Here is a 25,877-nt window from a genome sequence, read left to right as displayed (position 1 = left end):
GCAGACATGTCTGCGGATACGTTAGGAGATCGGTTCCCATGCCGAAGATGAAAACCCACAGTGGTGCTAAGAAGCGCTTCAAGCTGACCGGTACCGGCAAGCTGCGCCGCCAGCAGGCCAACCGCCGCCACTACCTTGAGCACAAGTCCACCCGCCTGACCCGTCGCCTCGCCGGCGACAAGATCGTCTTCAAGGGCGACGCCAAGGTCATCCGGAAGATGCTCGGCATCTAGTTCCAAGCTCTTAGGTTGCGGCCGTCAGGCAGCAGCCACCCACCAATAAAGCCTTCTCAGGCCAGCCGGATCACCGGCGAAAGATGCTTGGGACAAGAATTCTGAAGGAGTACGCACGTGGCACGTGTGAAGCGGGCGGTAAACGCCCACAAGAAGCGCCGGGTTGTCCTCGAACGCGCCAAAGGTTACCGTGGGCAGCGCTCACGCCTGTACCGCAAGGCAAAAGAGCAGCTGCTGCACTCGTTTGTGTACAGCTATGGCGACCGCAAGAAGAAGAAGGGCGACTTCCGCCGCCTGTGGATCCAGCGCATCAACGCTGCATCCCGCGCGAACGGCCTGACCTACAACCGTCTGATCCAGGGCCTGAAGGCTGCTGAGGTTGAGGTTGACCGCCGCATGCTGGCCGAGCTCGCCGTCTCCGACGCCAACGCCTTCGCTGCGCTGGTCCAGGTTGCCAAGGACTCGCTGCCTGCAGACACCTCCGCTCCGGCCGCCAAGGCTGAGACTGCACCGAAGGCCAAGGCCACCCGTGCACGCGCTGCGAAGAAGCCGGCCGCTGCAGCTGCTGAGTAAGCAGACAGCTCCCAGTTCAAGGACCGGTGGCAACAGCCACTAAGGTTTCTTATATGAACGAAACCGGGCGCCCGCAAGACTTTCCACTCTCCAATCCCCGAGCAGATCGGGTGCGGGACGTGGCAAAGCTTGCAGGGCGCCCGGCCCGTTTAAAGCGCCGCCAGTTCCTCGCCGAAGGCCCGCAGGCAGTTCGTGAAGCCCTGGTGCTGCACGGCAAACGGACCGCGGCGGGCCAGCCGGGCATCGTCCGTGAGGTGTATGCCAGCGAGGCCTGCCTGGACCGGTACCCCGAGTTCGAGGAACTGGCCGTGGGAACCAGCGCCCGGCTTGCGACGGACGATGTCCTCGCCGCCATGGCGGACACCGTCACCCCGCAGGGGATCGTTGCGGTGTGCGATTTCGTGGACGTCTCCCTGGCGGACGTGCTCGACGGCGGGCCACGGCTGATTGCCGTGCTGTGCCAGGTCCGGGACCCCGGCAATGCCGGGACTGTGCTTCGGGCCGCGGACGCCGCCGGCGCGGACGCTGTGGTGCTGACCGGTTCCAGCGTGGACATCTACAATCCCAAGGCCGTCCGGTCGACCGCCGGCTCGCTGTTTCACCTGCCTGTGGTCCTCGGCGCGGACGTTAATGAGCTGGTGGGGCTGTGCAAGGACCGGGGGATCGGCGTGCTGGCCGCGGACGGCTACGGGCAGCTGAACCTTGACCGGCTGCAGGACGAGAACGCCGCACGCAGGCTGGGCGCCTCGACCGCCGGCTCGGACTACGCCCTGGAGAACCCCACGGCCTGGCTCTTCGGCAACGAAGCCCAGGGCCTCTCCGAAGACGAGCTCGCGCTGGCTGACCACCGCGTGGCGGTGCCCGTGTATGGCGCCGCCGAGAGCCTCAACCTGGGAACGGCCGCCACCGTCTGCCTGTACGCAAGTGCGAGGTCCCAGCAGCCGGCCTAAGTTCCGGAGACTGCGGGCCGTCACACCAGACCGTCAGACATGAAGGAGCGGGGACCCACCGTGCTGGTGGGTCCCCGCTCTGTCTGTTTTTGTCTGTTACGGCCCGGGCTTGGCTCTGCGCTTGGGCTTGTTACGCGATGCGCTTGTCGAGGCCCGGTGCCTGTGGTCCTGGCCGGTTATGGTGCCCGGGTGGTCCGGTTGCGGCCGGTGATGGCGCCGTAGATACCTGCGACTACGAGGCCGCCGATGATGGCGAGGATCCAGGTGCCGAGGTCGAAGAACGCCAGGTCACCCTTGCCGAAGAGAAGGCTGCCGATCCAGCCGCCAACGATGGCGCCAACGACGCCCAGAACGAGGCTGGTGACCCAGCCGCCGCCGACCCGTCCGGGCATGACGGCTTTAACAATTGCGCCTACGATCAGGCCGAGAATAATCCAAGCAAGAAAACCCATTGTCTGCTCCTTCATATTCGTCGGGATCGATTCTTATCAGTCCCGATATGGCTTCAAGCTAACACAGGGCGCGTTTCTTTGTCAGCAGGCTTAGTTTTGGCTTTTCGTGCCGCCCGGAGGCCAGGTGCGCTGTCTGTTCCGGGCCGGACGGGTACGGTATTTACTAGACGGCGGATCCATCCCGCCCTGTCCCATCCGTTGAAATACCCACGTGAAGAGGTGAGCCTCCCTTGGCTGCAAATGGCGGTACCAAGGCGATTGTCGCGGCGCTGGCCGCCAACCTGACCATCGCCGTCCTGAAGTTCGTCGCGTTCCTGCTGACAAGCTCCTCATCGATGCTGGCTGAGGCCATCCACTCGGTCGCCGACTCGGGCAACCAGGTCCTGCTCCTGGTCGGCGGGAAACGCGCCCAGCGGGCTGCCAGCCCGGAACACCCGTTCGGCTACGGACGCGAGCGGTACATTTACGCCTTCATCGTTTCCATCGTGCTCTTCAGCGTCGGCGGCCTTTTCGCGCTGTACGAGGCTTGGGAAAAGATCCAGCACCCGCACGCCATTGAAGGTGACTTCTGGTGGGTGCCCCTGGCCGTGCTGCTCGGTGCCATCGTGGCCGAAGGCTTCTCGTTCCGGACGGCCATCAGCGAGGCCAACCATATCCGCGGCAGCCAGGGCTGGATCAGCTTCGTGCGGACCGCCAAGCAGCCCGAGCTTCCGGTGATCCTGCTCGAGGACTTCGGCGCCCTGCTGGGCCTGGTGTTCGCCCTGTTTGGCGTGGGGCTGACCCTGCTGACAGGCGACGGCATCTGGGACGGGATCGGGACCGGCATGATTGGCCTGCTGCTCGTGGCGATTGCCGTCATCCTGGCGATGGAGACCAAGTCGCTGCTGCTGGGGGAGTCGGCCACCAAGGACGACGTCGGCCGCATCCGGCGCGCCATCGAAGCGGACGGCACTGCCATCATCCACCTCAAGACCCTGCACCTGGGCCCGGAGGAGCTGCTCGTGGCTGCCAAGATCAGCGTGGGGGCCGGCGATTCCGGGCTCGATATTGCCAAGGCCATCGACGAAGCCGAAGCACGGATCCGCTCGGCAGTGCCCATCGCGCGGGTCATCTATCTGGAGCCCGACATCCGCCGTGCAGAGGTAGCCAGCGGGCCCGCCCTTGCGGGCGACTCAGGGGCGTAGCTGCTTGTTGTGAAAGTCCGGGCCGCCGGCCCTGTACTTGGTGAGCCGCTGGCTCCGTGACTTTTGTTACGGGGCCAGCGGCTTTTTGCGCTCCAGCAGGCCGCTGAGCAGCGCCACCATCAGGCCGAGGATGGCCAGGACGGCACCCACCAGGGCGGGCGCAACGTAGCCCCAGCCCCACGCGATCACTACGCCACCCAGGAAGGCGCCCAGGGCGTTGGCGACGTTCAGTGCTGCGTGGTTGAGGGAGGACGCCAGCGACGGCGCGTCGGGGGACGCGTCCAGCAGCCGGGTCTGCAGGGCCGGGACGAGCATGGACCCGGCGCCGCCCACCACAAACACCATGAGGAAGGCCGACCACGGCCAGTGCACGGCCACGGCGTACACCACAAGGGCGACGGCGATTCCCGGCAGGACGCGGTAGATGGTCCCCATCACGGACTTGTCCGCGATCCGGCCGCCGACGATGTTGCCGGCCACCATTCCCAGGCCGTACAGGGCCACCACGAACGGCAGCAGGGCGGCGGGGATCCCTGCCACGGAGGTCATCGTGTGGGAGATGTAGGTGTAAGTGGCGAAGAAACCGCCGAAGCCCACGATGCCGATGAGGATCGCCAGCCAGACCTGTGCCCGCTTAAGTGCGCCCAGCTCCCTGCGGATGCTGGCATCTGCGTGCGCCTTCTGGAATGGAACAAACTTCCAGATGAGCGCCAGGGTCACCAGCCCCAGCGCACCCACCAGGACAAAGAGCAGCCGCCAGCCAAAGGTCTGCCCGAGCCAGGTGGCGAACGGTACTCCGACCACGTTCGCAACGGTGAGTCCCGCCATGACCATGGAGATGGCCCAGCCCCGCTTCGTGGGCGCCACCAGGGAAGCGGCGATCACGGCGGCCACGCCGAAGAACGCGCCGTGCGGCAGGCCGGCGGCGAACCGGGAGACCAGCATGCTCGCGTAGTCGGGAGCGATGAACGAGGACAGATTGGCGACGCTGAAGAACAGCATGAGGCCCAGCGCGAGGTACTTGCGCGGCAGTTTCGCGCCGACGGCAGCAAGGACGGGAGCTCCGACGACGACGCCGAGGGCGTAGGCGGAGATGAGGTGGCCTGCCTCGGGAGTGCTGATCCCGAGTCCGGCCTCGACCTCCTTGAGTAGCCCCATCATGGCGAATTCTGTGACTCCGATGCCGAAGCCGCCCATGGCCAGGGCCAGGATGGCGGGACCGATGTGCACGGCAGCCGTGGGCGTGCGGGGAGACTGGACAGTGGAAGTCATGTGCCTGCTTTTCGAAAGGAGTTACGGAGTAGGCATCGTTGCCACTGATATGTCTGATTTTAACAAGCTACGCGGCTGGATGGATATCCGGGCCGAAGGCTGGGACCTTGCCCTCATAGACTGGACCGGTGACTGAACTGATCAACGTCGTGGGCGGGGCCGTGCTGGATTCGCTCTCCGCTCCCGCCCGGCTCCTCGTGGCCCGCCGCACGGCGCCTCCACAGTTTGCGGGCATGTGGGAGTTCCCGGGCGGAAAGGTGGAACCCGGGGAGGCTCCGGAAAAGGCGCTGCACCGTGAGCTCCGCGAGGAACTCGGCATCGATGTCGTCCTTGGGGCGGAACTGGAAGCGCCGGGACCGGACGGCTGGCCCCTCAACGCCAAGGCCGTGATGCGGGTGTGGTTCGCCGAAGTGGCCGACGGCGAACCCCGGCCGCTCGAAGACCACGATGAGCTTCGCTGGGTCAGCATCCGCGAGGGTGACGAAGCTCTCAGCCTGCCGTGGATCCCGGCCGACCTCCCGATCGTCCAGGCGCTGCTTGCCACCGTCGCCTCCGCGGGCCGGGCCGACTTCGTCCTGGGGAATTAGCAACAGGAAAGACCGCGCCCGGAGTGGTACGGCCGCGGACTCAGAACAGTGTGGGCTGCGATGTCCGGGTTTCGCTGCGGTGGCCATCTGGCCCTGACCGTTGCTGACCCGGCTTGTCGTGTCCCGTCCGGTCCCGCGGAATGCTTCCCTCGGGGTAGGCGGCTTCCTCACCGCGGGGATCGTCGGCCTGGTGGTCGTCGACGTCCCGGTGGCTGAACCCGTGCGAATTGGAGAAGCCGTGCCGGGCCTTGAAGAAACGGACCCTGCCGGCCAGCCAGATGCGGTATTCCTTGGAGGCGTACGAGCCCGTGCCGTAGAGCCTGCGGTAGCGGCCCACGAGTTCCGGATGGCGGGCAGCGATCCACTGCATGAACCACTCCCGGGTGCCCGGCTTCAAGTACAGTGCTCCGGCCGTGACGCCGGTGGCACCCGCGGCAGCCAATGAAGCGAACAGGGAGTCGAGGGCTTCGTCGCTGTCCGAGAGCCAGGGCAGGATGGGCATGGCCATCACGCCGCAGGGCAGCCCGGCCTCGCGGAGCCTGGACACGAGCTTGAGCCGCGCCCGCGGTCCGGGTGTGCCGGGCTCGATGGCCTCCGAGAGTTGCTCGTCCGTCATGGCCAGCGAGATGCCAATGCCCACCGGCACCTGTGCCGCGGCATGCTTCAGGAGCGGAATGTCGCGAGCCAGCAAAGTACCCTTGGTCAGGATGGACAGCGGGGTCCCGGAGTCGGCCAGCGCACCGATGATGCCGGGCATCAGCCGGTACCGGCCCTCTGCCCGCTGGTAGGGGTCCGTGTTGGTGCCCAGTGCCACCTGCTGCCGGTTCCAGGAGGGCTTGGCCAGCTCCTTGCGCAGCACCTCGGCGGCATTGATCTTCACCACCACTTGGCTGTCGAAATCGAGCCCGGCGTCGAAGTCCAGGTAGGTATGGCTCTTGCGGGCGAAGCAGTACACGCACGCGTGGCTGCAGCCCCGGTACGGGTTCACGGTCCACTCGAACGGCATCCGGGAACTGGCGGGCACCTTGTTGAGCACCGATTTGGCGGTGACCTCATGAAAGGTGACGCCGGCAAACTCGGGAGTGGACACGGACCGCACCAGCCCGGCCAGAGGCAGCAGCGGGGCAGTCCCGGGCATTTCTTCCTGTTCTGGTTTAAGTGCCTGCGCGTCCCATCTCATGGCCTCCATTCGAATGTATGTTCGAACTTAAGTCAAGGTCCGTCGCCGGCGTTTCCTGCAGACCGGCAGCTACCCTGGGTCCGTGATTCTGCACTCTCATGCATGAGCTCGCCTCCCGTCCGGGCATCTGCGGCGGGTTCGTCCATGTGCCGTTCGCGCCGGACGGTGGAGCAGGGCAGCGGTGCCCCCCCGCTGACTGTGGACTCGATGGCGGAGGGGGTAGCCGCCGTCGTCCGAACCTTGCTTAGCCGCCTATCCGACGCCCCAGCCATCTGACCTAACCCGGCCCGCCGACGCCGCGCTCGCCGCGGGCAGCCTCCATTAGCAACTCCCACTCAACCGTCAGACTCGTGCCGACGGCTGGCTCTCCGGGTTCGACCGGCATCGAATCGGCGGCGAAGGCGCGCTGCATCCCGCCCATCGGAACGGGCGCCGACGGAGCAGGATGCTGCCGTACGCAGACCACCTCTCCCAGCTCAGCGCCCGCAAGGGCGGCGAGCTGCGCTGCTGCCGCCCGAGCGTCGGCCCAGGCTGCATCGCGGGCCAGCGCCAGGACCGCTGCGGCATCGGCAAAACCGAGCTGCACGCCGTCCAGGCGCACGTCGTTGCCGCCTGCCTCGACGGCCGCCGCGATGACCTCCGAACCGGCAGGCAGATCCCGGAGCCGGACGCTGAGCATGCTGGAAGCCACGTAGCCGGTGACCTGCTGGCCGCGGCCTTCCTGCCAGACGACGTCGGCACGGACGTTAAGCCCCGACGTCCTGATGTCCCTGCTCTCCACGCCCCGGCTGCGCATTGCACCCGTGACGGCAGCGGATGCCGCTCCGGCAGCGGCAAAGGCGTCAGCCGCGTTGTCGCGGCGGCACTCCACGCCAATGGCGAGCGTCAGCAGGTCCGGTGCAGCCTCGGCGGTTCCGGAGCCCGTGACGGTGACAGTCCGGGCTGCCGCCCGGCCAGTGCTTTCACCCATGGCCGCGGGCTCACTCATGCCCGTGCCCCCGGTCAGACCAGCGCCCCCGCTCAGGCCCGAGCCTCCTGTCCCGGACCCGACGGTCCACGTACCCGCCGGCTGCCAGGCCTGCATGCCGCTCGAAGGGATTTCCCGACGCCGGATCGCCGTACCGCACCGCCGACCAGGCGGCTGCCGCGAAATAGAACAGCAGGAAGGGCAGCCCCAGGCACCACGCATACTGGGTGCTGTGCCGTTCCTCATGGCCGAGGAGCGTGCGGCCCGTCAAAGCCGTGCCGGCGTCCGCACGGAAGATCACCACGTTGCCCACGGTGAAAGCGGCGGCCACCGGCAGCGGCCAGCGGTATCCGGTGGCGACAATCAGGCCGCGGGGACCCCGGAAAGTCCTGGTGCCGGCCAGCCCGGCAAGCGCCAGCCCCAGCGGCGTGGAGGCATTCAGCACGTTGGCGAGTTGCCTGAGGCGCTGTGTTTTTGTCAGGGTGCCTCCAGCCAGTGGATCTCCCTTGAGTGGGCCCCTCGCCCGGGCACCTCCCGTTATGCAGCCATGCGTCATGGGGCCATGCTAGCCGCGGGCGCCGGAGCAATACAGGCGTCCCCAGGCGCCCGCTGTCAATTAGCCCGGTGCTGTCAATTAGACTGGGAACAGTACCCGCCGGCCACCCGCCGGCGAGCCTGCCCTTGTTCTCGGATGGCGTCTTTGGGCGGCGTCCTTGGATGACTTTCTGCAATGACGTGCCAGCGACGTACGCGCGGCCGGGGAACCGGCGCGGCTGCACCGGCCGCTGGCATCACCCGACTCGTAGCTAAGAACAGTAGATGACTGAAACTTTGCCGGGCGCCGCCGTCCCGAACCCTCTGGATGAAACCGCCATCAACGCCGCCGTGGACCAGGCCGTCGCCGCCATTGCCGGCGCCTCCACGCTCGATGAACTCAAGGCAGTGCGCCTGGCCCACACCGGTGAGAAGTCGCCGCTGAGCCTGGCCAACCGTGGGATCGGAAGCCTGCCCAAGGACCAGAAGGCCGCCGCCGGCAAGCTGATGGGTTCCTCGCGCGGACGTGTTAATAAGGCGCTCGCGGACCGTACCGCCGAGCTCGAAGCGGAGAACGACGCCCGCATCCTGGTTGAGGAGACCGTGGATGTCACGGCAGCCCCGCGCCGCCGCCGGGCCGGAGCCCGCCACCCGCTGTCCACGCTGCAGGACCGCGTCGCGGACATTTTCGTGGGCATGGGCTGGGAAATCGCCGAAGGCCCCGAAGTGGAATCCGAATGGTTCAACTTCGACGCACTGAACTTCAAGCCGGACCACCCGGCCCGCGAAATGCAGGACACGTTCTTCGTGGAGCCGCCCGAAGCGCACCTGCTGATGCGCACCCACACCTCGCCGGTGCAGGTCCGTTCCATGCTGGAGCGGGAGCTGCCCATCTACGTGCTGTGCCCGGGCAAGGTGTTCCGCACCGACGAGCTCGACGCCACCCACACCCCGGTGTTCCACCAGTTCGAGGGCCTGGCCATCGACAGGAAGCTCAGCATGGCTGACCTCCGTGGAACCCTGGAGCACTTCGCCCGCCAGATGTTCGGCGACGAAGCCCAGATCCGGCTGCGCCCCAACTACTTCCCGTTCACAGAGCCGTCCGCCGAGCTGGACATCTTCCACCCCGGCGCCAAGGGCGGGCCGCGCTGGATCGAGTGGGGCGGCTGCGGCATGGTCAACCCCAACGTCCTGCGGGCCGCCGGCATCGATCCGGACGTCTATTCAGGCTTTGCCTTCGGCATGGGGATCGAGCGGACGCTCATGTTCCGCAACGAGGTCGGCGACATGCGCGACATGATCGAAGGCGATGTACGTTTCAGCGAGCACTTCGGGATGGAGATCTAACAGTGCGTATCCCACTTTCCTGGCTGCGCGAATTCGCGCAGGTACCGGCCGGAGCCACGGCCGAAGACGTCATGGCGGACCTGGTCAAGGTCGGCTTTGAAGAGGAAGCGGTCCACCGCCCCACGGACGCCCTGCGCGGACCCGTCGTGGTGGGCCAGGTCCTGAACCTGGTCAAGGAACCGCAGTCCAATGGCAAGACCATCAACTGGTGCCAGGTCCGCGTCGTCCCCGAGGGGCAGGAGCAGAGCCTCACCGGCAAGGGCATTGACCCGTCCGGCGTGCAGGGCATCGTCTGCGGCGCCCACAACTTCGTTGAGGGCGACAAGGTGGTGGTCACCCTGCCGGGTGCCGTCCTGCCCGGCGACTTCCACATCTCGGCACGGAAGACCTACGGCCACATGTCCGCGGGCATGATCGCCTCGGTCCGCGAACTGGGCATCGGCGAGGACCACGACGGTATCCTGGTGCTTTCCCGGATCGGCCTGGACCCCGAGATCGGGACCGACGCCATGGAGCTGCTCGGCCTTTACGACCAGGCCGCCGAAATCAACGTGACCCCGGACCGCGGCTACGCCTTCTCGATCCGCGGCGTGGCGCGTGAATACGCCCACGCCACCGGCACGGTGTTCACCGACCCCGCGTCGAAGGTCAACGCGCCGGCCGTCCTCTCCGGCGGCTACGGCGTCAAGATCAACGACGACGCGCCGATCTACGGCAAGCCCGGCTGCGACCGTTTCGTGGCGCGCACTGTCCGCGGCGTGGACGCCACCAAGCCCACGCCGCCGTGGATGTCTTCCAGGCTTCGGTTGGCCGGCATCCGGTCCATCTCCCTGCCCGTGGACATCTCGAACTACGTGATGCTCGAACTCGGCCAGCCGCTGCATTTCTACGACCAGGACAAGCTGTCCGGGGACATCGTGGTGCGCCGGGCCGTGGCGGGGGAGAAGCTGACCACCCTCGACGGCAAGGAGCGCTCGCTTGACCCCGAGGACCTGCTGATCACCGACGCCTCCGGCCCCATCGGAGTCGCCGGCGTCATGGGCGGCGCGTCCACCGAGGTCTCCGACGCCACCAAGGCTGTCCTGATCGAGGCGGCCCACTTCGAGGAAGTGTCAATCGCCCGCTCGCGCCGGCGCCACAAGCTCCCGTCCGAAGCCTCCAAGCGCTTTGAACGCGGCGTGGACTGGCAGGTCGCCAACATCGCGGCCCAGCGCGCCGTCGATCTTCTCGTGGAACTGGCCGGCGGAACCGCCGACGAGGCGGGCACCGACGTCGGAACCGCCCCGGATCCGGTGACCATCGCGCTGCCGGCTGAGTTCCCCGCCGCCCGGATCGGCATCGACTTCACAGAAGAGCAGATCGTCACGTCCCTTGAGGACCTCGGTGCGGTTCTCGACAAAACCCGCGCCGGCTGGACCGTCACGGCGCCGAGCTGGCGGAACGACCTGGAAACCAAGGAGGACCTCTCCGAGGAAGTGGCCCGCCTGGTTGGCTACGACCAGATCCCCGCGACCCTGCCGGTGGCGCCCCCCGGCCGCGGCCTGACCCGTGTGCAGCAGCAGCGCCGCCGCCTGGTCCAGGCGCTGGCTGATGCCGGCCTGACCGAGGTCCTGGCCTACCCTTTCGTGTCGAAGGCCGCAAACGAGACGTTCGGTGTGGCTGAGGAGGGTGCGCCCCGGACTGCGGTCAAGCTCGCCAACCCGATCAGCGAGGAGCACGGCTACCTGCGCACGTCGGTGCTGCCGGGCCTGCTGGAAGTCGCCAAGCGCAACCACTCCCGCGGCTTCCGCGACCTGGCCGTCTTCGAAGCCGGCATGGTCTTCCTGCCCGGCGACACTTTGGGCACGCCATCCATTCCTCCGCTGGGCGTCAAGCCAAGCGATGAGGTACTGGACGCACTGTACGACGGCGTTCCGGACCAGCCGCTGCACGTCGCCGCCGTCCTCACCGGCCATGATTCACCGGCCGCAGCGGGCCACACCCCGCGGCTGTGGGACTGGGCGGACGCCCTGGACATCGCCCGCCTGGCCGGTGACGTCCTTGGTGTGGAGCTCGTGGTCACCCAGGGCCGGCACCAGGCCTTCCATCCGGGCCGCGCCGCGCAGCTGTCGCTGCGCTCCGGCGAGGTGGTGGGATACGCCGGCGAGCTGCACCCCAAGCTCCTGGCCGCACACGACCTGCCGGCACGGTCCGTCGCGCTGGAACTCAACGCGGACGCCCTCTTCGAGGCGGCGGCCGACGTTGTGGTGGCCCGCCACATCTCCACCTTCCCGGTAGCCACGCAGGACGTGGCCCTCGTGGTGCCGCAGGACGTCCCCGCCGACGACGTGCTGGCAGCGCTGCGTGAAGGCGCCGGTGAGCTGCTCGAGGATGTTGCGCTGTTCGACGTCTACGCGGGGAAGGGGATCGAGGAGGGCAAGAAGTCGCTCGCCTTCGGCCTGCGGTTCCGCGCCAACGACCGGACACTGACGGCCGACGAGGCATCGGAGGCGCGGGAGCGCGCCGTCGCCACCGCCGCCGAGCGGTTCGGTGCCGTCCAGCGCTAGACCGGCCATAAATGAAAGACCACGCCGTTTGGCGTGGTCTTTCTTTATGCCCGGAACCTTTTTTGCGGGACATACTTTTACGGCAGCGGCGGCAGGTCTTCCTCGTATAGCCAGGGATGCAGCAGCGATTCCGTGTCCAGTCCGGTGACGCGGTCGGCCGTGAGGATGAACTCGGGAGTCGACACGGACCTGTGGGCGTGTGTCCGGGTCCATTCCTGCAGCAGTGCGAAGAAGGCGAGGTCGCCGCAGCGCCGGCGCAGGGCGTGCAGCGCGAGCGCTCCGCGCTTATAGACCCTGTCGTCGAACATCAGCTCAGGTCCGGGATCACCCACCAGCAGGTCCTGCGCGCCGGCGTTGAGCCGCCGCCAGGCCGCGCGCGCCCGCTCGTGGGCGGACAACACGCCGGCCTCCTCGGACCAGATCCACTCCGCGTAGCAGGCGAAGCCCTCGTGCAACCAGATGTCGCTCCAAGTGCCGAGCGTCAGCGAGTTCCCGAACCACTGGTGCGCCAGTTCATGCGCGATCAGTCGTTGAGACTCCCACCCTGCATCCAGGTGGTTGCGGCCCAAGATGGACAGCGACTGGGCCTCGAGCGGAATTTCCAGTTCGTCGGCGGTAACCACCACCGTGTATTCCGGGAAAGGATACGGGCCGAAACGGCTCACAAAGGTGCTCATCATGGCTTCCTGCCGGGCCAGGGCGGTCTCCGCCCGGGCCACCAGCTCCGCCGGTGCCGCAACGAACTGGGGCACTCCGGCCGAGTCCGGCAACCTCACCAGCCCGTACCGGCCGATCTGGATGGTCGCCAGGTACGTTGCCATCGGTTCACGCTGCTCATAAACCCAGGTCTGGCGGCTGGACCGCACAGCCTGCCCTACCAGGAGCCCGTTGCACACGGCGCGGTAACCTGCATCCGTGGTGACGGTGATGCGGTAGCTGGCCTTGTTCCGCGGGTGGTCGTTGCACGGGAACCAGGACGGCGCCCCGTTGGGCTGGCCGGCCACGAGGACGCCGTCGGTGAGCTCCTCCCAGCCCACCTCGCCCCACAGCCCCCGCCGCGGCTGCGGGTTGCCGTCATACCGGATGTCGAGGCTGAATTCGGAGCCCGCCTCGAGGGGCTGTTCGCAGTGCACCACGAGCTGTTCCGCCCGCTGCGTAAACCTCCGCACGCGGGTACCGTTCAGCTGGATCTTCAGGGCGCGGAGGCCGGTCATATCAAGTACGACGGCGGACGTGCGGCGCTCCGCCACAGCGGCCAGTACGGCACGGCCGGACAACCGGTTGCTGGCCAGCCTGTAGTCCAGCTCCAGTCCATAGTGCAGGACGCGGTAGGCGTCCGTTCCGTGGCCCGGGACGTAGGGGTCGCCGGTGGCCGTGGCGCCGGCGGAGAGGACGGCGGCCGGGCCGGGCGATTCTCCGGAGCTCATTCTGCGTGTGACTTCCTTAGCTGTGGTGGGGCTACTTAAGGCGGGGTGCCGGAACGGCGGGCCCGGTCCACGGGCTCACCGGATTCCCCATCCAGTACGTCCCCGCCGGAACGGTCTCGCCGCGCATCACCAGGGACGCCGGACCAACGGTCCCGCCCTTGCCAATCCTCGCCTGCGGCAGAATCACCCCGTTGCGGGCCCATCGTCGCCCCGTCTTCGAGACTAACAGTGTCGATGCTCATGATGCGGTCGTGGAAGAGGTGGGTCTGGACAACGCAGCCGCGGTTCACAGTGGAGCTGGCGCCGAGGATCACGAGGTCCGCCTCCGGAAGCCAATAGCTCTCACACCATGTGCCCCGGCCGATCTTTGCGCCGAGGGCCCGCAGCCACCAGACGAGGGCCGGGGTGCCACTGGCGGACCTGGCGAACCAGGGGGCACTCACCATTTCGATGAAGGTGTCCACCACCTCGTTGCGCCAGATGAAGGAGCTCCACAGCGGGTGTTCGCCGGTCTTGATCCTGCCCACAAGCAACCACTTGGCCGCAACGGAGGAGGCTGCCGCGACCGCGCCCGCGAGCAGCAGGACCACGCCTCCGAGTGCCGCTGCCGCACCGTAACCCAGGGCGGTGGCGAGCCAGTCGAAGACGATCAGCACTCCGAGGGCCAGGCACACCGTCAGGGCCACCGGCACGAACCGGCACAGCTCCCAGAGGCTCCTGGCCACCTTGAGCCTGGCCCGTGGCTGGAAGGTGCGGGTGCTGTCCGATGCCACCGCTGTGCGCCGCAGCCTGACGGGAGGGCTGCCCAGCCAGGACGTGCCTGACTTGGCCTTGCCCGGCGTCGCCGAGAGGACAGCGACCAGGGAGTTCTTTGGCACGCTGCGCCCGGCCGCGGTCATGCCGGAGTTGCCCAGGAAGGAGCGCTTGCCGATTTTGGCGGGTGCGATGTGCATCCAGCCTCCGCCGAGCTCGTACGGGGCCACCATGGTGTCGTCGGCGAGGAAGGCACCCTCGCCCACCGTGGTCATGCGCGGCAGCAGCAGGACGGTGGAGGCCTCAACATTCTTTCCGACCTTAGCCCCCAGGAGCCTCAGCCAGACCGGCGTGAACAGGCTGGCGTAGATCGGGAACAGGAGGTCCCGTGCCATGTCCAGCACCCGCTCGGTGGCCCAGACCTGCCAGCCGACGCGGCTGCGGACCCGGTAGTAGCCCTCCTTCAGGCCGAGGCCCAGCAGCCTGGTGGTGACCAGGATCAGCAGCATGTTGGTGAGGAACCAGGTCAAGGCGGCCGGCGGAACCGACGCCAGCACCTGCGGCACGGCACTGAGTATTGAGTCGCTGCCCCTGATGAACAGGAAGACCACCAGGGCTGCGGCCATGGCTGAAGTGGAGGGAATCAGGGCAAGGACGGCGGACGCTGCAGCGAAGGCCGTGAACCAGAGACGCCCCAGGAGGGAGCTGACCGGCTGGCCGGCGGGCCAGTCCTGCTTCGCCTTGCCCCGCCGTTCTGCGGGGGAGCCGGCCACCAGCTGGCCGGCCTTGACCTTGCCCAGCACGGCCGATCCCGGCTCCACCTGGCCGCCGGCGCCGATACTGGCCCCGGGCATCAGCGTACTGCGGGCTCCCACGATGGCGTTGGCCCCGACGTGGACGTGGCCAATGCGGACAATGTCCCCGTCGATCCACCAGCCCGACAGGTCCACCTCGGGTTCGATGTTGCAGCCGCGGCCCAGAGTGAGGAAGCCCGTCACCGGGGGAAGGGAGTGCAGGTGGATGTTGCGCCCGATCTTGGCGCCGAGGGCTCTTGCATAGTACGGCACCCACGGTGCACTGGCGAGGCTGATGGCACCGGCCAGGTCCTGGATCTGTTCGGCCAGCCAAAGACGCAGGTGCACCTTGCCTGCCCTCGGGTAGTTCCCGGGCTGCACGTTGCGGAGCAGGATGCGGGCGGCGGCAACAGAGATGGCCATCCGGCCGGGCGGGCTGACGAAGACCAGCCAGGACGCGGCCACCCACCACCACGACACGGTGGGCGCAGCCGTGAACCCGGCAAACGCGAAGAGGACGTTGTTGGCGGCCATCAGGTAAGTCAGCCAGCGCATGCCCGCCAGAATGTGCAGCGGAATACCCATGAGCGTCTGGAAGGCCTGTGACTTCAGGGCAGTGGGGCGGACCGGCCGTTCCGGGGCCGGGCCGGCGGAGACGCCGCCGGGCAGGGACTGGCGGGCGACCTCGATGAGTGCGCCGATGCGCGGGGTGGCGTAGATGTCCGCCACGGTGATGGTGGGGTAGCGGCCCCGGAGTGCGGAGACGAGCTGGGCCGCGGCCAGCGAACCGCCGCCGTGGGCGAAGAAGTCCGCGTCGAGGCCGGCGACGCTGCTGCCCAGAACGGCCTGCCACTGGTCAACGACCCATTGCGCATCCTCCGGCAGGTTCAGCGGCGCGGCGTCCGCTGCCGCGGCGCCGGCACCCGGCAGCGGCCAGGGCAGCGCATGGCGGTCGACTTTCCCGCTGGTCTTGGCAGGCATGGTGTCGACGACGGTCAGCATCGGAATGAGCGGAGCGGGCAGCGTCGCGGAGAGCAGTTCACGGAACGCGGCCAGATCCAGTGAAGGGTGGTCCGGGGCGGCGTCCGATCCGCCGGCGGGGGCCAGGTAACCCACGAGGACCTGGTTGCCGGCCGCCGTCGTGCGGACTGCTGCGGCCGCGCCCGCAACCCCCGGGAGCGACTGCAGGGCAGCGTCGATCTCACCGAGCTCGATCCGGCGGCCGCCGAGCTTGACCTGCTCGTCGGCGCGTCCCATGAAGATCAGGCCGGCGCGCTCGAAGCGGACCAGGTCGCCGGAGCGGTACGCGCGGGCCCAGCCCAGCGAGGGCATGGCGGCGTACTTCTCCGCGTCCTTCTGCGGGTCGAGGTAGCGGGCCAGCCCCACACCGCCGATGATGAGCTCGCCCGCCTCGCCCTCGGCTACCGGGACGCCGTCGGAACCGACCACCGCCAGGTCCCAACCGTCCAGCGGGAGCCCGATCCGGACCGGGCCAGCACCGCCCAGGGGAGCCGCGCAGGCCACGACCGTTGCCTCGGTGGGGCCGTAGGTGTTCCACACCTCACGGCCGTCCACCGCAAGGCGCCCGGCCAGCTCCGGCGGGCAGGCCTCGCCGCCGAAGATCAGCAGCCGCACGTTTTCGAGGGCCTCTGCCGGCCACAGCGCCGCAAGCGTGGGAACGGTGGAGACCACCGTGATCCCGTGATTAATCAGCCATGGTCCCAAGTCCATGCCAGTGCGGACCAGGGCCCGCGGGGCAGGCACGAGGCAGGCGCCGTGGCGCCAGGCCAGCCACATCTCTTCACACGACGCGTCAAAGGCCACCGACAGCCCCGCGAGCACGCGGTCCTGCGGCCCCACCGGTTCGTCCTGCAGGAAGATGCGGGCTTCCGCGTCCACGAACGCGGCCGCAGAGCGGTGCTTCACTGCAACGCCCTTGGGCGTCCCGGTGGAACCGGATGTGAAGATGACCCAGGCGTCGTCGTCGGGCCCGGCCGGGCGCGGCGCGGGGAAGGGGCGCGGCCGCCTGTGGTCAGTGACGATCTCGCCGTTGGCCCGCAGGATGCCGGCCACGCGTGCCTCACCGAACACCAGCTTGGCCCGTTCGTCCGGATCGTCCGCGTCGACGGGCACGTAGGCGGCCCCGATCAGCAGGATGGCAAGGATCGCCACATAGAGCTCATTGGTGCCGGAAGGGATCCGCACCCCGATCTTGTCTCCCGCTCCAAGGCCGGCCTGGTGCAGCCGCCGGCCCTCGGCCTTGACCTCGGCCAGGAGCTGGGCGTAGCTCAGGGAGCGGCGGCCGTCGTCGAGCGCCGAAGCATCCGGGAAACGTGCGACGGTGCAGGTGAGGATGTCCACCAGGGTCCGCTCGGGCGGTGCGGCGGCAGCGCCCGGCAACTGGGCCGGGTACACCACTGCCGCCGCGGGCCCGCCGGCGGCAGGAGGAGCGGTGGTGTCCAGGGTTTTCGGCAGGGGCTCAATCACCGCTGGATTCTCCCTCAGCAAGATGAACGGAAGATGACATCGTTTCCCCTCCGTTCATCCGGGGCTGCCTTGTTACCGGCCCGCCATGCGGCGGGCCGTCGAAGCCGCTGGACCGGCGAAGCTGCGGGCCGGCGAAGCTGTCCGGTGATATGACCGCCGTTAAGGGACCAGCAGAACCTTGCCGGTGGTGCGCCGGCCTTCGAGGTCCTCGTGTGCCCGGCGGGCCTCGGCCAAGGGGTAGGTCGCGCCGATCCGGACGTTGAGGCTGCCGTCGGCCGCGGCGCCAAAGATTTCCGTGGAGCGCCAGAGCCGTTCCTGCGGGTTGCCGAGGAAGTGGGCGAGCGACGGCCGCGTCAGGGTCAGCGAGCCGCCGGCGTTGAGCCGCTGCGGGTCCACCGGCGGAACAGGGCCGGACGCTGCGCCGAAGAGTACCAGCGAACCGCGGGTGCGCAGGCTGGCCAGCGAGCCGTCGAACGTGTCCTTCCCCACGCCGTCGTACACCACGTTCACGCCGGCACCGTGGGTCAGGTCCCGGACGGCGTCGGTGAACCCGTCGTACCGCAGTACCTCGTCTGCGCCGGCACCCCGGGCCAGCGATTCCTTTTCATCGGTGGAAACGGTGGTGATGACCCGGGCGCCGCGGGCCTTCAGCAGCTGGATCAGCAGCAGGCCAACCCCGCCGGCACCTGCGTGGACCAGCACGTTGTGCCCGGGCTCAACGCGGAACGAGGAGTTGATCAGATAATGGGCCGTCATGCCCTGGAGGGGGAGTGCGGCGGCGGTGTGGTCGTCCACGCCGTCCGGCACGGGCAGGGCCTTCGCGGCGTCCAGCACGATGTACCCGGCGTAGCATGCGGTTCCTTCGGCCGTGGCCACCCGGTTTCCCACCGCGAAGTCCTCCACGCCCTCACCGATTTCCTCGACGGTGCCGGCTGCTTCGGATCCGGGGGTGAAGGGGTAGGCCACCTTGTAGGTGCCGCTGCGCTGGTAGGTCTCGATGAAGTTGACGCCCGTTGCCGCTACTTTCACCAGCAGCTGGCCGGGGCCGGGGACGGGGCGGTCGATCTCCGTGAAGTCCAGAACCTCCGGTCCGCCCGGCTGCCGGGCGACGATGGCGTGCGTCATGGAATTTCTCCTTTTCCGGGCCGGGACCTCCGGCACCCTTCCTCACCTCATCCTAGGGACCGGGGCGGTGCAGGCGAAGTCGGGTGGCCGGTCAGTAGCGCCGGGAGACCGCTGCCATGGGGCATTCGAAGCGGCGTCCGGCAGCGAGCCCCACCTCATTGAGGTACCGGACGATGATCCCGAACGACGCCGCCAGCGTGGTCTCCGTGAAAGGGATCCCCTGATTTTCGCAGTGCCGGCGCACGATCGCCGTTGCCTTGTGCAGCTGGGGGCGGGCCATATCGGGGAAGAGGTGGTGCTCCACCTGCCGGTTCAGGCCGCCGAGCAGGATATCCATGAACCGGCCGCCGGAAATGTTGCGCGATGTAAGGACCTGGCGGCTGAGGAAGTCCACGCGGCTGTCCGCCGGAAGGACCGGCATTCCCTTGTGGTTGGGCGCAAAGGACGCACCCATGTAGAAGCCGAAAACAGCGAGCTGCACACCGATGAAGGCGGCAGCCATGCCCAGCGGCAGGAAGGAAAACGCCAGCACCGGAAGGATGCTGAGGCGGGTCAGCAGGATCGGCAGTTCCACCCAGCGGTGCGTGACCTTGGCCCGCCGGAAGATGAAGCGGACCGAATCTATCTGCAGCCCAAGGCCCACAAGGAACAGCAGAGGGAAGAACAGCCAGCCCTGCTTGCGCGTCAGCAGGGCAAGCCGGCCCTGCCGTTTCGCCGCGGCTTCGGTGTGGAACACGATGGCGCCGGGTGCGATATCAGGGTCCTTGGATATGACGTTCGGATGGTTGTGGTGTGCCCCGTGTTTCTGCTCCCACCACGAGTAGCTGACGCCGGCGACGGATGTGGCCAGGAGCCGCGCGGACCAGTCGTTGGCCCGCCGGGAGGCGAAGATCTGGCGGTGGCCCGCCTCGTGGGCCAGGAAGCTCAGCTGCGTGCAGATGATGCCGAGCGCCGCGGCGATGACGAGCTGGAACCAGCTCTGGCCGATCAGCGCAAAACCGAACCAGGCCGCTGCCATGAGGACAGCCAGCGTGGCGAAGACGGTGATGTAAAAGCCCTGGCGCCGTTCCAGGAGTCCGGCTGCGCGCACGGACTTGAGCAGGTCGGAGTAACTCTGCGTGACAGGATTCGCCCTCTGCACTCTGCTCGCTTGGCGAATACTGGGTTGGGGGCGCTCGGAAGTGATAGTGGGGGCCATGGAGTGCGTGCCTCGTAACAATAACGGGCAACGCTGCGGCCGACATTCGGCGCGCACGGTCTGGATCACCCTCTGTCAAGCATACTCTGGCCAGCGAGGGAGGCTCTCCGGGCGGGCGCGGATGAATCATGCATAAATATCGGGACCTATGCATAGTCTTGCTGTATAGTCGTTGACATGACTATTTCTGTTGCCGTTTCCGGCGCCAGCGGCTACGCGGGCGGCGAAGTCCTCCGCCTCCTGGCCGGCCATCCGGACGTCACCATCGGAGCCATCACTGCCCACAGCAACGCAGGTTCCAGACTAGGCGAACTGCAGCCGCATCTCCATGGCCTGGCGAGCAGGATTCTCGAGGACACCAGCGTGGAGAACCTGTCCGGGCACGACGTCGTGTTCCTCGCGCTCCCGCACGGGGCCTCCGCCGAGATCGCGGCCAAGCTCCCCGAGGGCACGGTCGTGATCGACGCCGGCGCGGACCACCGCCTGGAGGACGCTACCGCGTGGGAAAAGTTCTACGGTTCGGACCACGCCGGGACGTGGCCTTACGGCCTGCCTGAGCTGCCGGGCCAGCGTGAGAAACTCAAGGGCGCCAACCGGATCGCGGTCCCGGGCTGCTACCCGACCTCGGCGCTGCTTGCCCTCACGCCCGGCTTCGCCGGCGGCCTGCTCGAGGGCAACGACGTCGTCATCGTCTCCGCCTCCGGCACGTCCGGAGCCGGAAAGGCAGCAAAGATAAACCTCATCGGCGCCGAGGTCATGGGGTCCATGAGCCCCTATGGCGTGGGCGGCGGCCACCGGCACACGCCGGAAATCGAGCAGGGCCTGTCCAACGCCTCCGGTGAGCCGGTGACGGTTTCCTTCACGCCCACTTTGGCGCCCATGAGCCGCGGCATCCTCACCACCGCCACCGCGCGGGTCAAGCCCGGCGTAGGAGCCGAGGACCTTCGCCGTGCCTGGGCGGAAGCATACGACGACGAACCGTTCGTCCACCTGCTGCCCGAGGGCCAGTGGCCCACCACCAAGTCCGTACAGGGTTCCAACCACGCCGCCATGCAGCTGGCCTTCGACCCGCACGTCGGGCGCGTCATTGTCACGTGCGCCATCGACAACCTGACCAAAGGCACCGCCGGTGGAGCGGTGCAGTCCATGAACATTGCCCTTGGCCTGCCGGAGACCGCCGGCCTCAACCTGCAGGGAGTTGCCCCGTGACCGTTACAGCCCCCAAGGGATTCCGCGCCGCCGGCGTCACCGCAGGACTGAAGGCCTCGGGTAACCCGGACCTCGCCCTCGTGGTCAACGACGGACCGTCCAAGGCGGCAGCCGCGGTCTTCACCTCCAACCGGGTCGCCGCAGCACCGGTCCACTGGTCACGCCAGGTGGTCTCGGACGGCCGGGTCGACGCCGTGATCCTCAACTCCGGCGGCGCAAACGCCTGCACCGGCCCGCAGGGCTTCCAGAACACGCACACGACGGCGGAGAAAACGGCCGAGGCGCTGGGCCTGTCCGCCACCGACGTCTTTGTCTGCTCCACTGGCCTGATCGGCGAGCAGCTGCCCATGGACAAAATTGTCCCCGGGATCGACGCCGCGGCCGCCGGCCTCAGCACCGACGGCGGTCCCGAGGCCGCCACGGCCATCATGACCACCGACACGGTGCCCAAGCAGGCCTTCTTCACCGGCGCCGACGCTGAAGGAAATGAATACACCATCGGCGGCATCGCCAAGGGCGCCGGCATGCTGGCACCCGGGCTGGCCACCATGCTGGTGGTGCTCACCACCGACGCCGACGTGCAGCCGGAAATGCTTGACCTCGTCCTCCGCGACGCCACGCGCGTCACCTTTGACCGGGCAGACTCCGACGGCTGCATGTCCACCAACGACACCGTGGTGCTGCTCGCCTCCGGCGCTTCCAAGGCCGTCCCGTCAGCCGAGACCTTCAGCCAGGGCCTCACCGAGGTCTGCGCCGAGCTGGCCCGCAAGCTGATCGGCGACGCCGAGGGCGCCAGCCACGACATTGCGATCAGGACGTTCAACGCCGCCACAGAGCGCGATGCCGAAACCGTCAGCCGCGCCGTGGCTCGCTCCAACCTCTTTAAGGCGGCCATCTTCGGCAAGGACCCCAACTGGGGGCGTGTGCTCTCCGCCGTCGGAACCACCGACGCCGCGTTCGAACCGGACCAGCTCAACGTCTCCATGAACGGCATCCAGATCTGCCAGAACGGCGGCATCGGCCAGGACCGCAAGCTGGTGGACCTGGAACCGCGCGAGGTGCTCGTGGAGATCGACCTGCAGGCCGGCGGGGCGGAAGCCACCATCTGGACCAACGACCTTACGCACGACTACGTCCACGAGAACAGCGCCTACTCAAGCTAGGTCCTGCCCGCTCAAGCTAGATCCGCCAGCAACCCTGGAGAACCAGCCGCATGAACACCCAGACCCGCGAGTCAACGTCCATGAGTGATGCCCAAGACAAGGCAGGCACCCTCATCGAAGCCCTGCCGTGGATCCAGCGCTTCGCCGGAACCACCATGGTGATCAAGTACGGCGGCAACGCCATGGTCAACGACGACCTGCGCCGCGCCTTCGCCGAAGACGTCGTGTTCCTCCACCACGTGGGCATCCACCCCGTGGTGGTGCACGGCGGCGGCCCGCAGATCAACTCGATGCTGGGCAGGCTCGGCATCGAGTCGGAGTTCAAGGGCGGCCTGCGCGTCACCACGCCCGAGGCGATGGACGTGGTGCGCATGGTCCTCACCGGCCAGGTGGGCCGTGAACTGGTGGGGCTGATCAACTCGCACGGGCCCTACGCAGTCGGCATGTCCGGCGAAGACGGCGGCCTGCTGCGGGCCGTGCGCACCGGCACCGTCGTTGACGGCGAGGAGGTGGACCTCGGGCTCGTGGGCGAGGTGGTCGGAGTGGACCCCGCGGGCATCGTGGACATTCTCGACGCCGGCCGGATCCCCGTGATCTCCACGGTCGCCCCGGAGATCACCGATGCCGGCAACGGCGTGGCGGGAACCGCGCGCTTCCAGCCCACCGGCCAGGTCCTGAACGTCAACGCGGACACCGCAGCGGCGGCCGTGGCCTCCGCGCTGGGTGCCTCGAAGCTGGTCATCCTGACCGACGTCGAAGGCCTCTACGCCAACTGGCCGGACAAGTCGTCGCTGATTTCGTCCCTGACGGCCTCCGAGCTGCGGGATATGCTGCCGAGGCTTGAATCCGGCATGATTCCCAAGATGGCCGCCTGCCTCAAAGCCATCGACGAGGGGGTTGAGCGGGCGCACATCGTGGACGGCCGGCTGCCCCACTCAATGCTTCTGGAAACATTTACGACGGCGGGGCATCGGAACCCAGGTTGTCCCGGACGAGGAGACGAACGCATGAGCAACTTTGAACAATCCGCAGTCGTTGAACAGTCCCCGGTGGTTGAGCTGGTCGAAACCAAAGGCCACTCCAGTGGTTCCGAGTGGCTGGCGCGCTACTCGTCGTCGCTGATGGGTGTCTTCGGCACGCCCCAGCGGGTGCTGGTCCGCGGCGCAGGCTGCCTCGTCTGGGACGCCGACGGCAAGGAATACCTGGACCTTCTGGGCGGCATCGCCGTTAACGCGCTGGGCCACGCCCACCCGTTCGTGACCTCGGTGATCTCCAGCCAGTTGGCCACCCTGGGCCATGTCTCCAACTTCTTCACGAGCCCCACACAGATCGCCCTGGCCGAAAGGCTGCTGGAACTCAGTAAAGCGCCGGCCGGCTCCAAGGTGTTCTTCACCAACTCCGGCACCGAAGCCAACGAGGCGGCCTTCAAGCTGGCCCGCCGGAACTCCGGCGCCGCCGGCGGCAAGCCCCGCACCCGGATCATTGCGCTCGAAGGCGCATTCCACGGCCGGACCATGGGTGCCCTCGCGCTCACGGCCAAGGAGGCCTACCGCACACCCTTCGAGCCCGTGCCCGGCGGTGTTGAGCACATTCCGTTCGGGGATATCGAGGCCCTGCGCAACGCCGTGGACGACACCGTGGCTGCCGTTTTCCTGGAGCCGATCCAGGGCGAGGCAGGCGTCCGGCCCCTTCCGGCCGGCTACCTGAAGGCTGCCCGCGAGTTCACCGCCGAAGCCGGCGCCCTGCTCATCCTCGATGAGGTGCAGACCGGCATCGCCCGCACGGGCAAGTGGCTGGCCAGCGAGGACGCCGGGATCGTGCCCGACGCCATCACCCTGGCCAAGGGCCTTGGCGGCGGATTCCCGATCGGTGCGCTCGTCACGTTCGGCGAGAAGACGTCGTCGCTGCTGACCGCAGGGCAGCACGGCACCACCTTCGGCGGCAATCCGGTGGCCACCGCGGCGGCCCTGGCTACGCTGCATGCCATCGAGAGCCAGCACGTGCTGGACAACGTCCGCACCGTAGGTGCGCACGTACGGGAGGCGCTGGCCGCCGTCGACGGTGTCACCGAGGTGCGCGGTGAGGGACTGCTGATCGGCTTCGACCTGGACGCCGACGTCGCCCCCGCCGCCGTGACCGCAGCCCTGGACGCCGGCTTCATCATCAACAGCCCCGGCCCCCGCACTATCCGTCTGGCCCCGCCGCTCATCCTGACGACCGGGCAGGCGGACCGTTTCCTGGCCGCCCTTCCGGCCATCCTGCAAACCGCAAAGGACGCACAGTGACCTCCACCGGCACCATCCGCCACTTCCTCAAGGACACGGACCTCAGCCCCGCCGAGCAGGCGGAAGTCCTGGACCTCGCGGGCCGCATGAAGGCGGCGCCGTACAGCGTCCAGCCGTTCGCCGCCGAAGGCAGCGGCCGCAAGACCGTTGCGGTGATCTTCGACAAAACCTCCACCCGGACCCGGGTCTCCTTTGCCACCGGCGTGGCGGACATGGGCGGTAACGCCCTGATCATCAACCCGGGTGAGGCGCAGATCGGCCACAAGGAGTCCGTCGAGGACACCGCCAAGGTCCTCGAGCGCATGGTGTCCACCATCGTGTGGCGAACGGGCGCGCACTCCGGCCTCGTTGCCATGGCCGAGAACTCCAAGGTTCCGGTTATCAACGCCCTGTGCGACGACTACCACCCCTGCCAGCTGCTGGCCGACCTCCTGACCGTCAAGGAGCACAAGGGCGAACTCAAGGGCCTCACCATGGCCTACCTCGGCGACGCCGCCAACAACATGGCCAACTCCTACCTGCTGGCCGGCGTCACTGCCGGCATGCACGTGCGCATCGCCGGTCCCGAGGGCTACCTCCCCGCGGCCGATATCGTGGCCGCCGCCCAGGAACGTGCCGCAGAAACCGGCGGCTCGGTCCTCATCACCACGGACGCGGCGGAGGCACTCAAGGGAGCCGACGTGGTCGCCACTGACACCTGGGTCTCCATGGGCCAGGAAGCCGAAAAGGAGGCGCGGATGCAGCTGTTCCGTGAATACTCCGTGGACGAGGCCGCGCTGGCGCAGGCCGCCGCTAACGCCGTGGTGCTGCACTGCCTTCCCGCTTACCGCGGCTACGAAATCTCGGCCGGCGTGATTGATGGCCCGCAATCGATCGTGTGGGACGAGGCAGAGAACCGCCTGCACGCGCAGAAGGGGCTCATGGCCTGGCTGATGCACCAGTCCGGCCTCGCCGTCGTCGACGGCTTGCGGCCCCTGGCAGGGCAGGCGTAGTTGTCCGTACCCGCTCCCACACCCGGCGCGAGCCCGGCCACCAAGACGGCCCGCCAGGCGCGGATCACCGCGATCCTGACCGGCGAATCGGTGCGTTCCCAGGCCGAGCTCGCGGCGTTGCTCGCGGACGACGGCGTGCAGGTCACCCAGGCCACGCTGTCGCGTGACCTGGTGGAGCTGGGCGCCGTCCGCGTCCGGGGCAAGGAGGGCGTGCTGGTCTACGCCGTTCCCGGTGAAGGCGGGGAGCGGGCGGCCAAAAGCGGGGTCAGCCAGGAAATCCTCGATGCCAGGCTGGCGCGGCTCTGCGGCGAGCTTCTGGTGACGGCCGAGGCATCGGCCAACATCGTGGTGCTTCGGACCCCGCCCGGCGCGGCGAACTTCCTCGCGCTGGCCATCGACCATTCCGTGATGCCCTCGATCCTGGGCACCATCGCCGGGGACGACACCGTGCTGCTCGTGGCCCGGGACCCGCTGGGCGGGCAGGAACTGGCTGCCCGGTTCCTGCAGCTCGCCGAGGAAGCCGGCCAGTAGCAACCGGCCCAGCAGGGTCCCGGCCGCTTTCTTCCTCGACTAATACACACAGACAAGCAAGAACAGAAACAACAAACTAAGGAGCATG

General features: G+C 67.9%; 20 protein-coding genes and 2 pseudogenes. 13 read left to right on the top strand and 9 right to left on the bottom strand.

Features of this window, described 5'->3' with window-relative positions; all coding sequences use genetic code 11:
- Positions 1-38 precede the first annotated feature (38 nt).
- The 3 genes from rpmI (at position 39) to ABIE00_RS16080 (ending at position 1,756) form a co-directional block, all read left to right on the top strand.
- Complete coding sequence (gene rpmI, locus ABIE00_RS16090; RefSeq protein ID WP_076798109.1) at positions 39-233, top strand: 50S ribosomal protein L35; 195 nt, start codon at positions 39-41, stop codon at positions 231-233.
- A 117-nt stretch (positions 234-350) separates the two neighbouring features.
- Positions 351-806 carry a 50S ribosomal protein L20 gene (gene rplT, locus ABIE00_RS16085; RefSeq protein ID WP_354261760.1) on the top strand — a complete coding sequence of 152 codons (456 nt, stop codon included), beginning with the start codon at positions 351-353 and terminating at the stop codon, positions 804-806.
- Positions 807-859: 53 nt separating this feature from the next.
- Complete coding sequence (locus ABIE00_RS16080; RefSeq protein ID WP_354261759.1) at positions 860-1,756, top strand: TrmH family RNA methyltransferase; 897 nt, start codon at positions 860-862, stop codon at positions 1,754-1,756.
- Between the two features lie 176 nt (positions 1,757-1,932).
- On the opposite strand, the gene ABIE00_RS16075 is transcribed toward ABIE00_RS16080, so the two are convergent.
- Positions 1,933-2,208, bottom strand: coding sequence for a GlsB/YeaQ/YmgE family stress response membrane protein (locus tag ABIE00_RS16075; RefSeq protein ID WP_076798106.1), 276 nt, complete (start codon positions 2,206-2,208; stop codon positions 1,933-1,935).
- Between the two features lie 230 nt (positions 2,209-2,438).
- On the opposite strand from ABIE00_RS16075, the gene ABIE00_RS16070 reads away from it, so the two are divergent.
- Positions 2,439-3,392: a cation diffusion facilitator family transporter gene (locus ABIE00_RS16070; protein WP_354261758.1), complete on the top strand. Its 954-nt coding sequence runs from the start codon at positions 2,439-2,441 to the stop codon at positions 3,390-3,392.
- Between the two features lie 66 nt (positions 3,393-3,458).
- Here ABIE00_RS16070 and ABIE00_RS16065 read toward each other — a convergent pair whose 3' ends face one another.
- Positions 3,459-4,664, bottom strand: a complete 1,206-nt coding sequence (locus ABIE00_RS16065) for an MFS transporter (RefSeq protein ID WP_354261757.1) — start codon at positions 4,662-4,664, stop codon at positions 3,459-3,461.
- Between the two features lie 128 nt (positions 4,665-4,792).
- Between ABIE00_RS16065 and ABIE00_RS16060 the strand changes: the two genes are divergently transcribed.
- Positions 4,793-5,251, top strand: coding sequence for a (deoxy)nucleoside triphosphate pyrophosphohydrolase (locus ABIE00_RS16060; RefSeq protein ID WP_354261756.1), 459 nt, complete (start codon positions 4,793-4,795; stop codon positions 5,249-5,251).
- Positions 5,252-5,291: 40 nt separating this feature from the next.
- On the opposite strand, the gene ABIE00_RS16055 is transcribed toward ABIE00_RS16060, so the two are convergent.
- The 3 genes from ABIE00_RS16055 to ABIE00_RS16045 form a co-directional block, all read right to left on the bottom strand.
- On the bottom strand, positions 5,292-6,431 hold the full coding sequence (locus ABIE00_RS16055) for an Rv2578c family radical SAM protein (RefSeq protein WP_354261755.1): 1,140 nt from the start codon (positions 6,429-6,431) through the stop codon (positions 5,292-5,294).
- Between the two features lie 277 nt (positions 6,432-6,708).
- On the bottom strand, positions 6,709-7,419 hold the full coding sequence (locus ABIE00_RS16050; RefSeq protein ID WP_354261754.1) for an SIMPL domain-containing protein: 711 nt from the start codon (positions 7,417-7,419) through the stop codon (positions 6,709-6,711).
- Positions 7,412-7,879, bottom strand: a complete 468-nt coding sequence (locus ABIE00_RS16045; RefSeq protein WP_354263383.1) for an eCIS core domain-containing protein — start codon at positions 7,877-7,879, stop codon at positions 7,412-7,414. Before ABIE00_RS16045 ends, ABIE00_RS16050 begins: the two co-directional genes overlap by 8 nt.
- A 338-nt stretch (positions 7,880-8,217) precedes the next feature.
- On the opposite strand from ABIE00_RS16045, the gene pheS reads away from it, so the two are divergent.
- Both pheS and pheT read left to right on the top strand, forming a co-directional pair.
- Positions 8,218-9,279, top strand: a complete 1,062-nt coding sequence (gene pheS, locus ABIE00_RS16040) for a phenylalanine--tRNA ligase subunit alpha (protein ID WP_354261753.1) — start codon at positions 8,218-8,220, stop codon at positions 9,277-9,279.
- A gap of 2 nt (positions 9,280-9,281) precedes the next feature.
- Positions 9,282-11,825 carry a phenylalanine--tRNA ligase subunit beta gene (gene pheT, locus ABIE00_RS16035; RefSeq protein ID WP_354261752.1) on the top strand — a complete coding sequence of 848 codons (2,544 nt, stop codon included), beginning with the start codon at positions 9,282-9,284 and terminating at the stop codon, positions 11,823-11,825.
- Positions 11,826-11,902: 77 nt separating this feature from the next.
- Here pheT and ABIE00_RS16030 read toward each other — a convergent pair whose 3' ends face one another.
- The 4 genes and pseudogenes from ABIE00_RS16030 to ABIE00_RS16015 form a co-directional block, all read right to left on the bottom strand.
- Positions 11,903-13,252: a M1 family metallopeptidase gene (locus ABIE00_RS16030; RefSeq protein ID WP_354261751.1), complete on the bottom strand. Its 1,350-nt coding sequence runs from the start codon at positions 13,250-13,252 to the stop codon at positions 11,903-11,905.
- 31 nt (positions 13,253-13,283) lie between these two features.
- Positions 13,284-17,217 (bottom strand): annotated as a pseudogene (locus ABIE00_RS16025) (Pls/PosA family non-ribosomal peptide synthetase).
- A 228-nt stretch (positions 17,218-17,445) separates the two neighbouring features.
- Positions 17,446-18,411 (bottom strand): quinone oxidoreductase family protein, encoded by a 966-nt coding sequence (locus tag ABIE00_RS16020; RefSeq protein ID WP_354261750.1) that lies wholly within the window; start codon positions 18,409-18,411, stop codon positions 17,446-17,448.
- A gap of 91 nt (positions 18,412-18,502) precedes the next feature.
- Positions 18,503-19,609 carry a fatty acid desaturase family protein gene (locus ABIE00_RS16015; RefSeq protein WP_354261749.1) on the bottom strand — a complete coding sequence of 369 codons (1,107 nt, stop codon included), beginning with the start codon at positions 19,607-19,609 and terminating at the stop codon, positions 18,503-18,505.
- A 177-nt stretch (positions 19,610-19,786) separates the two neighbouring features.
- Here ABIE00_RS16015 and argC point away from each other — a divergent pair, with 177 nt between their 5' ends.
- The 6 genes and pseudogenes from argC to ABIE00_RS15985 all read left to right on the top strand — a co-directional run bounded on the left by argC (position 19,787) and on the right by ABIE00_RS15985 (position 25,789).
- Complete coding sequence (gene argC / locus ABIE00_RS16010) at positions 19,787-20,818, top strand: N-acetyl-gamma-glutamyl-phosphate reductase (protein WP_354261748.1); 1,032 nt, start codon at positions 19,787-19,789, stop codon at positions 20,816-20,818.
- Entirely contained in the window at positions 20,815-21,981 is a 1,167-nt protein-coding gene (argJ, locus tag ABIE00_RS16005; protein WP_354261747.1) for a bifunctional glutamate N-acetyltransferase/amino-acid acetyltransferase ArgJ, read from the top strand. The genes argC and argJ overlap by 4 nt, the downstream gene beginning before the upstream one ends.
- Before the next feature lie 50 nt (positions 21,982-22,031).
- Positions 22,032-22,992, top strand: a pseudogene (gene argB, locus ABIE00_RS16000) (acetylglutamate kinase).
- Positions 22,989-24,266, top strand: a complete 1,278-nt coding sequence (locus ABIE00_RS15995) for an acetylornithine transaminase (RefSeq protein WP_354261746.1) — start codon at positions 22,989-22,991, stop codon at positions 24,264-24,266. The pseudogene argB and the gene ABIE00_RS15995 overlap by 4 nt, the downstream one beginning before the upstream one ends.
- Positions 24,263-25,258, top strand: a complete 996-nt coding sequence (argF, locus tag ABIE00_RS15990) for an ornithine carbamoyltransferase (protein WP_354261745.1) — start codon at positions 24,263-24,265, stop codon at positions 25,256-25,258. Before ABIE00_RS15995 ends, argF begins: the two co-directional genes overlap by 4 nt.
- Positions 25,259-25,789, top strand: coding sequence for an arginine repressor (locus ABIE00_RS15985; RefSeq protein WP_354261744.1), 531 nt, complete (start codon positions 25,259-25,261; stop codon positions 25,787-25,789). It begins immediately after the preceding gene.
- Positions 25,790-25,877: the final 88 nt, after the last annotated feature.

The organism is Arthrobacter sp. OAP107 (assembly GCF_040546765.1).
Classification (GTDB): Bacteria; Actinomycetota; Actinomycetes; order Actinomycetales; family Micrococcaceae; genus Arthrobacter.
This window is presented reverse-complemented; position numbering and strand designations above follow the sequence as displayed.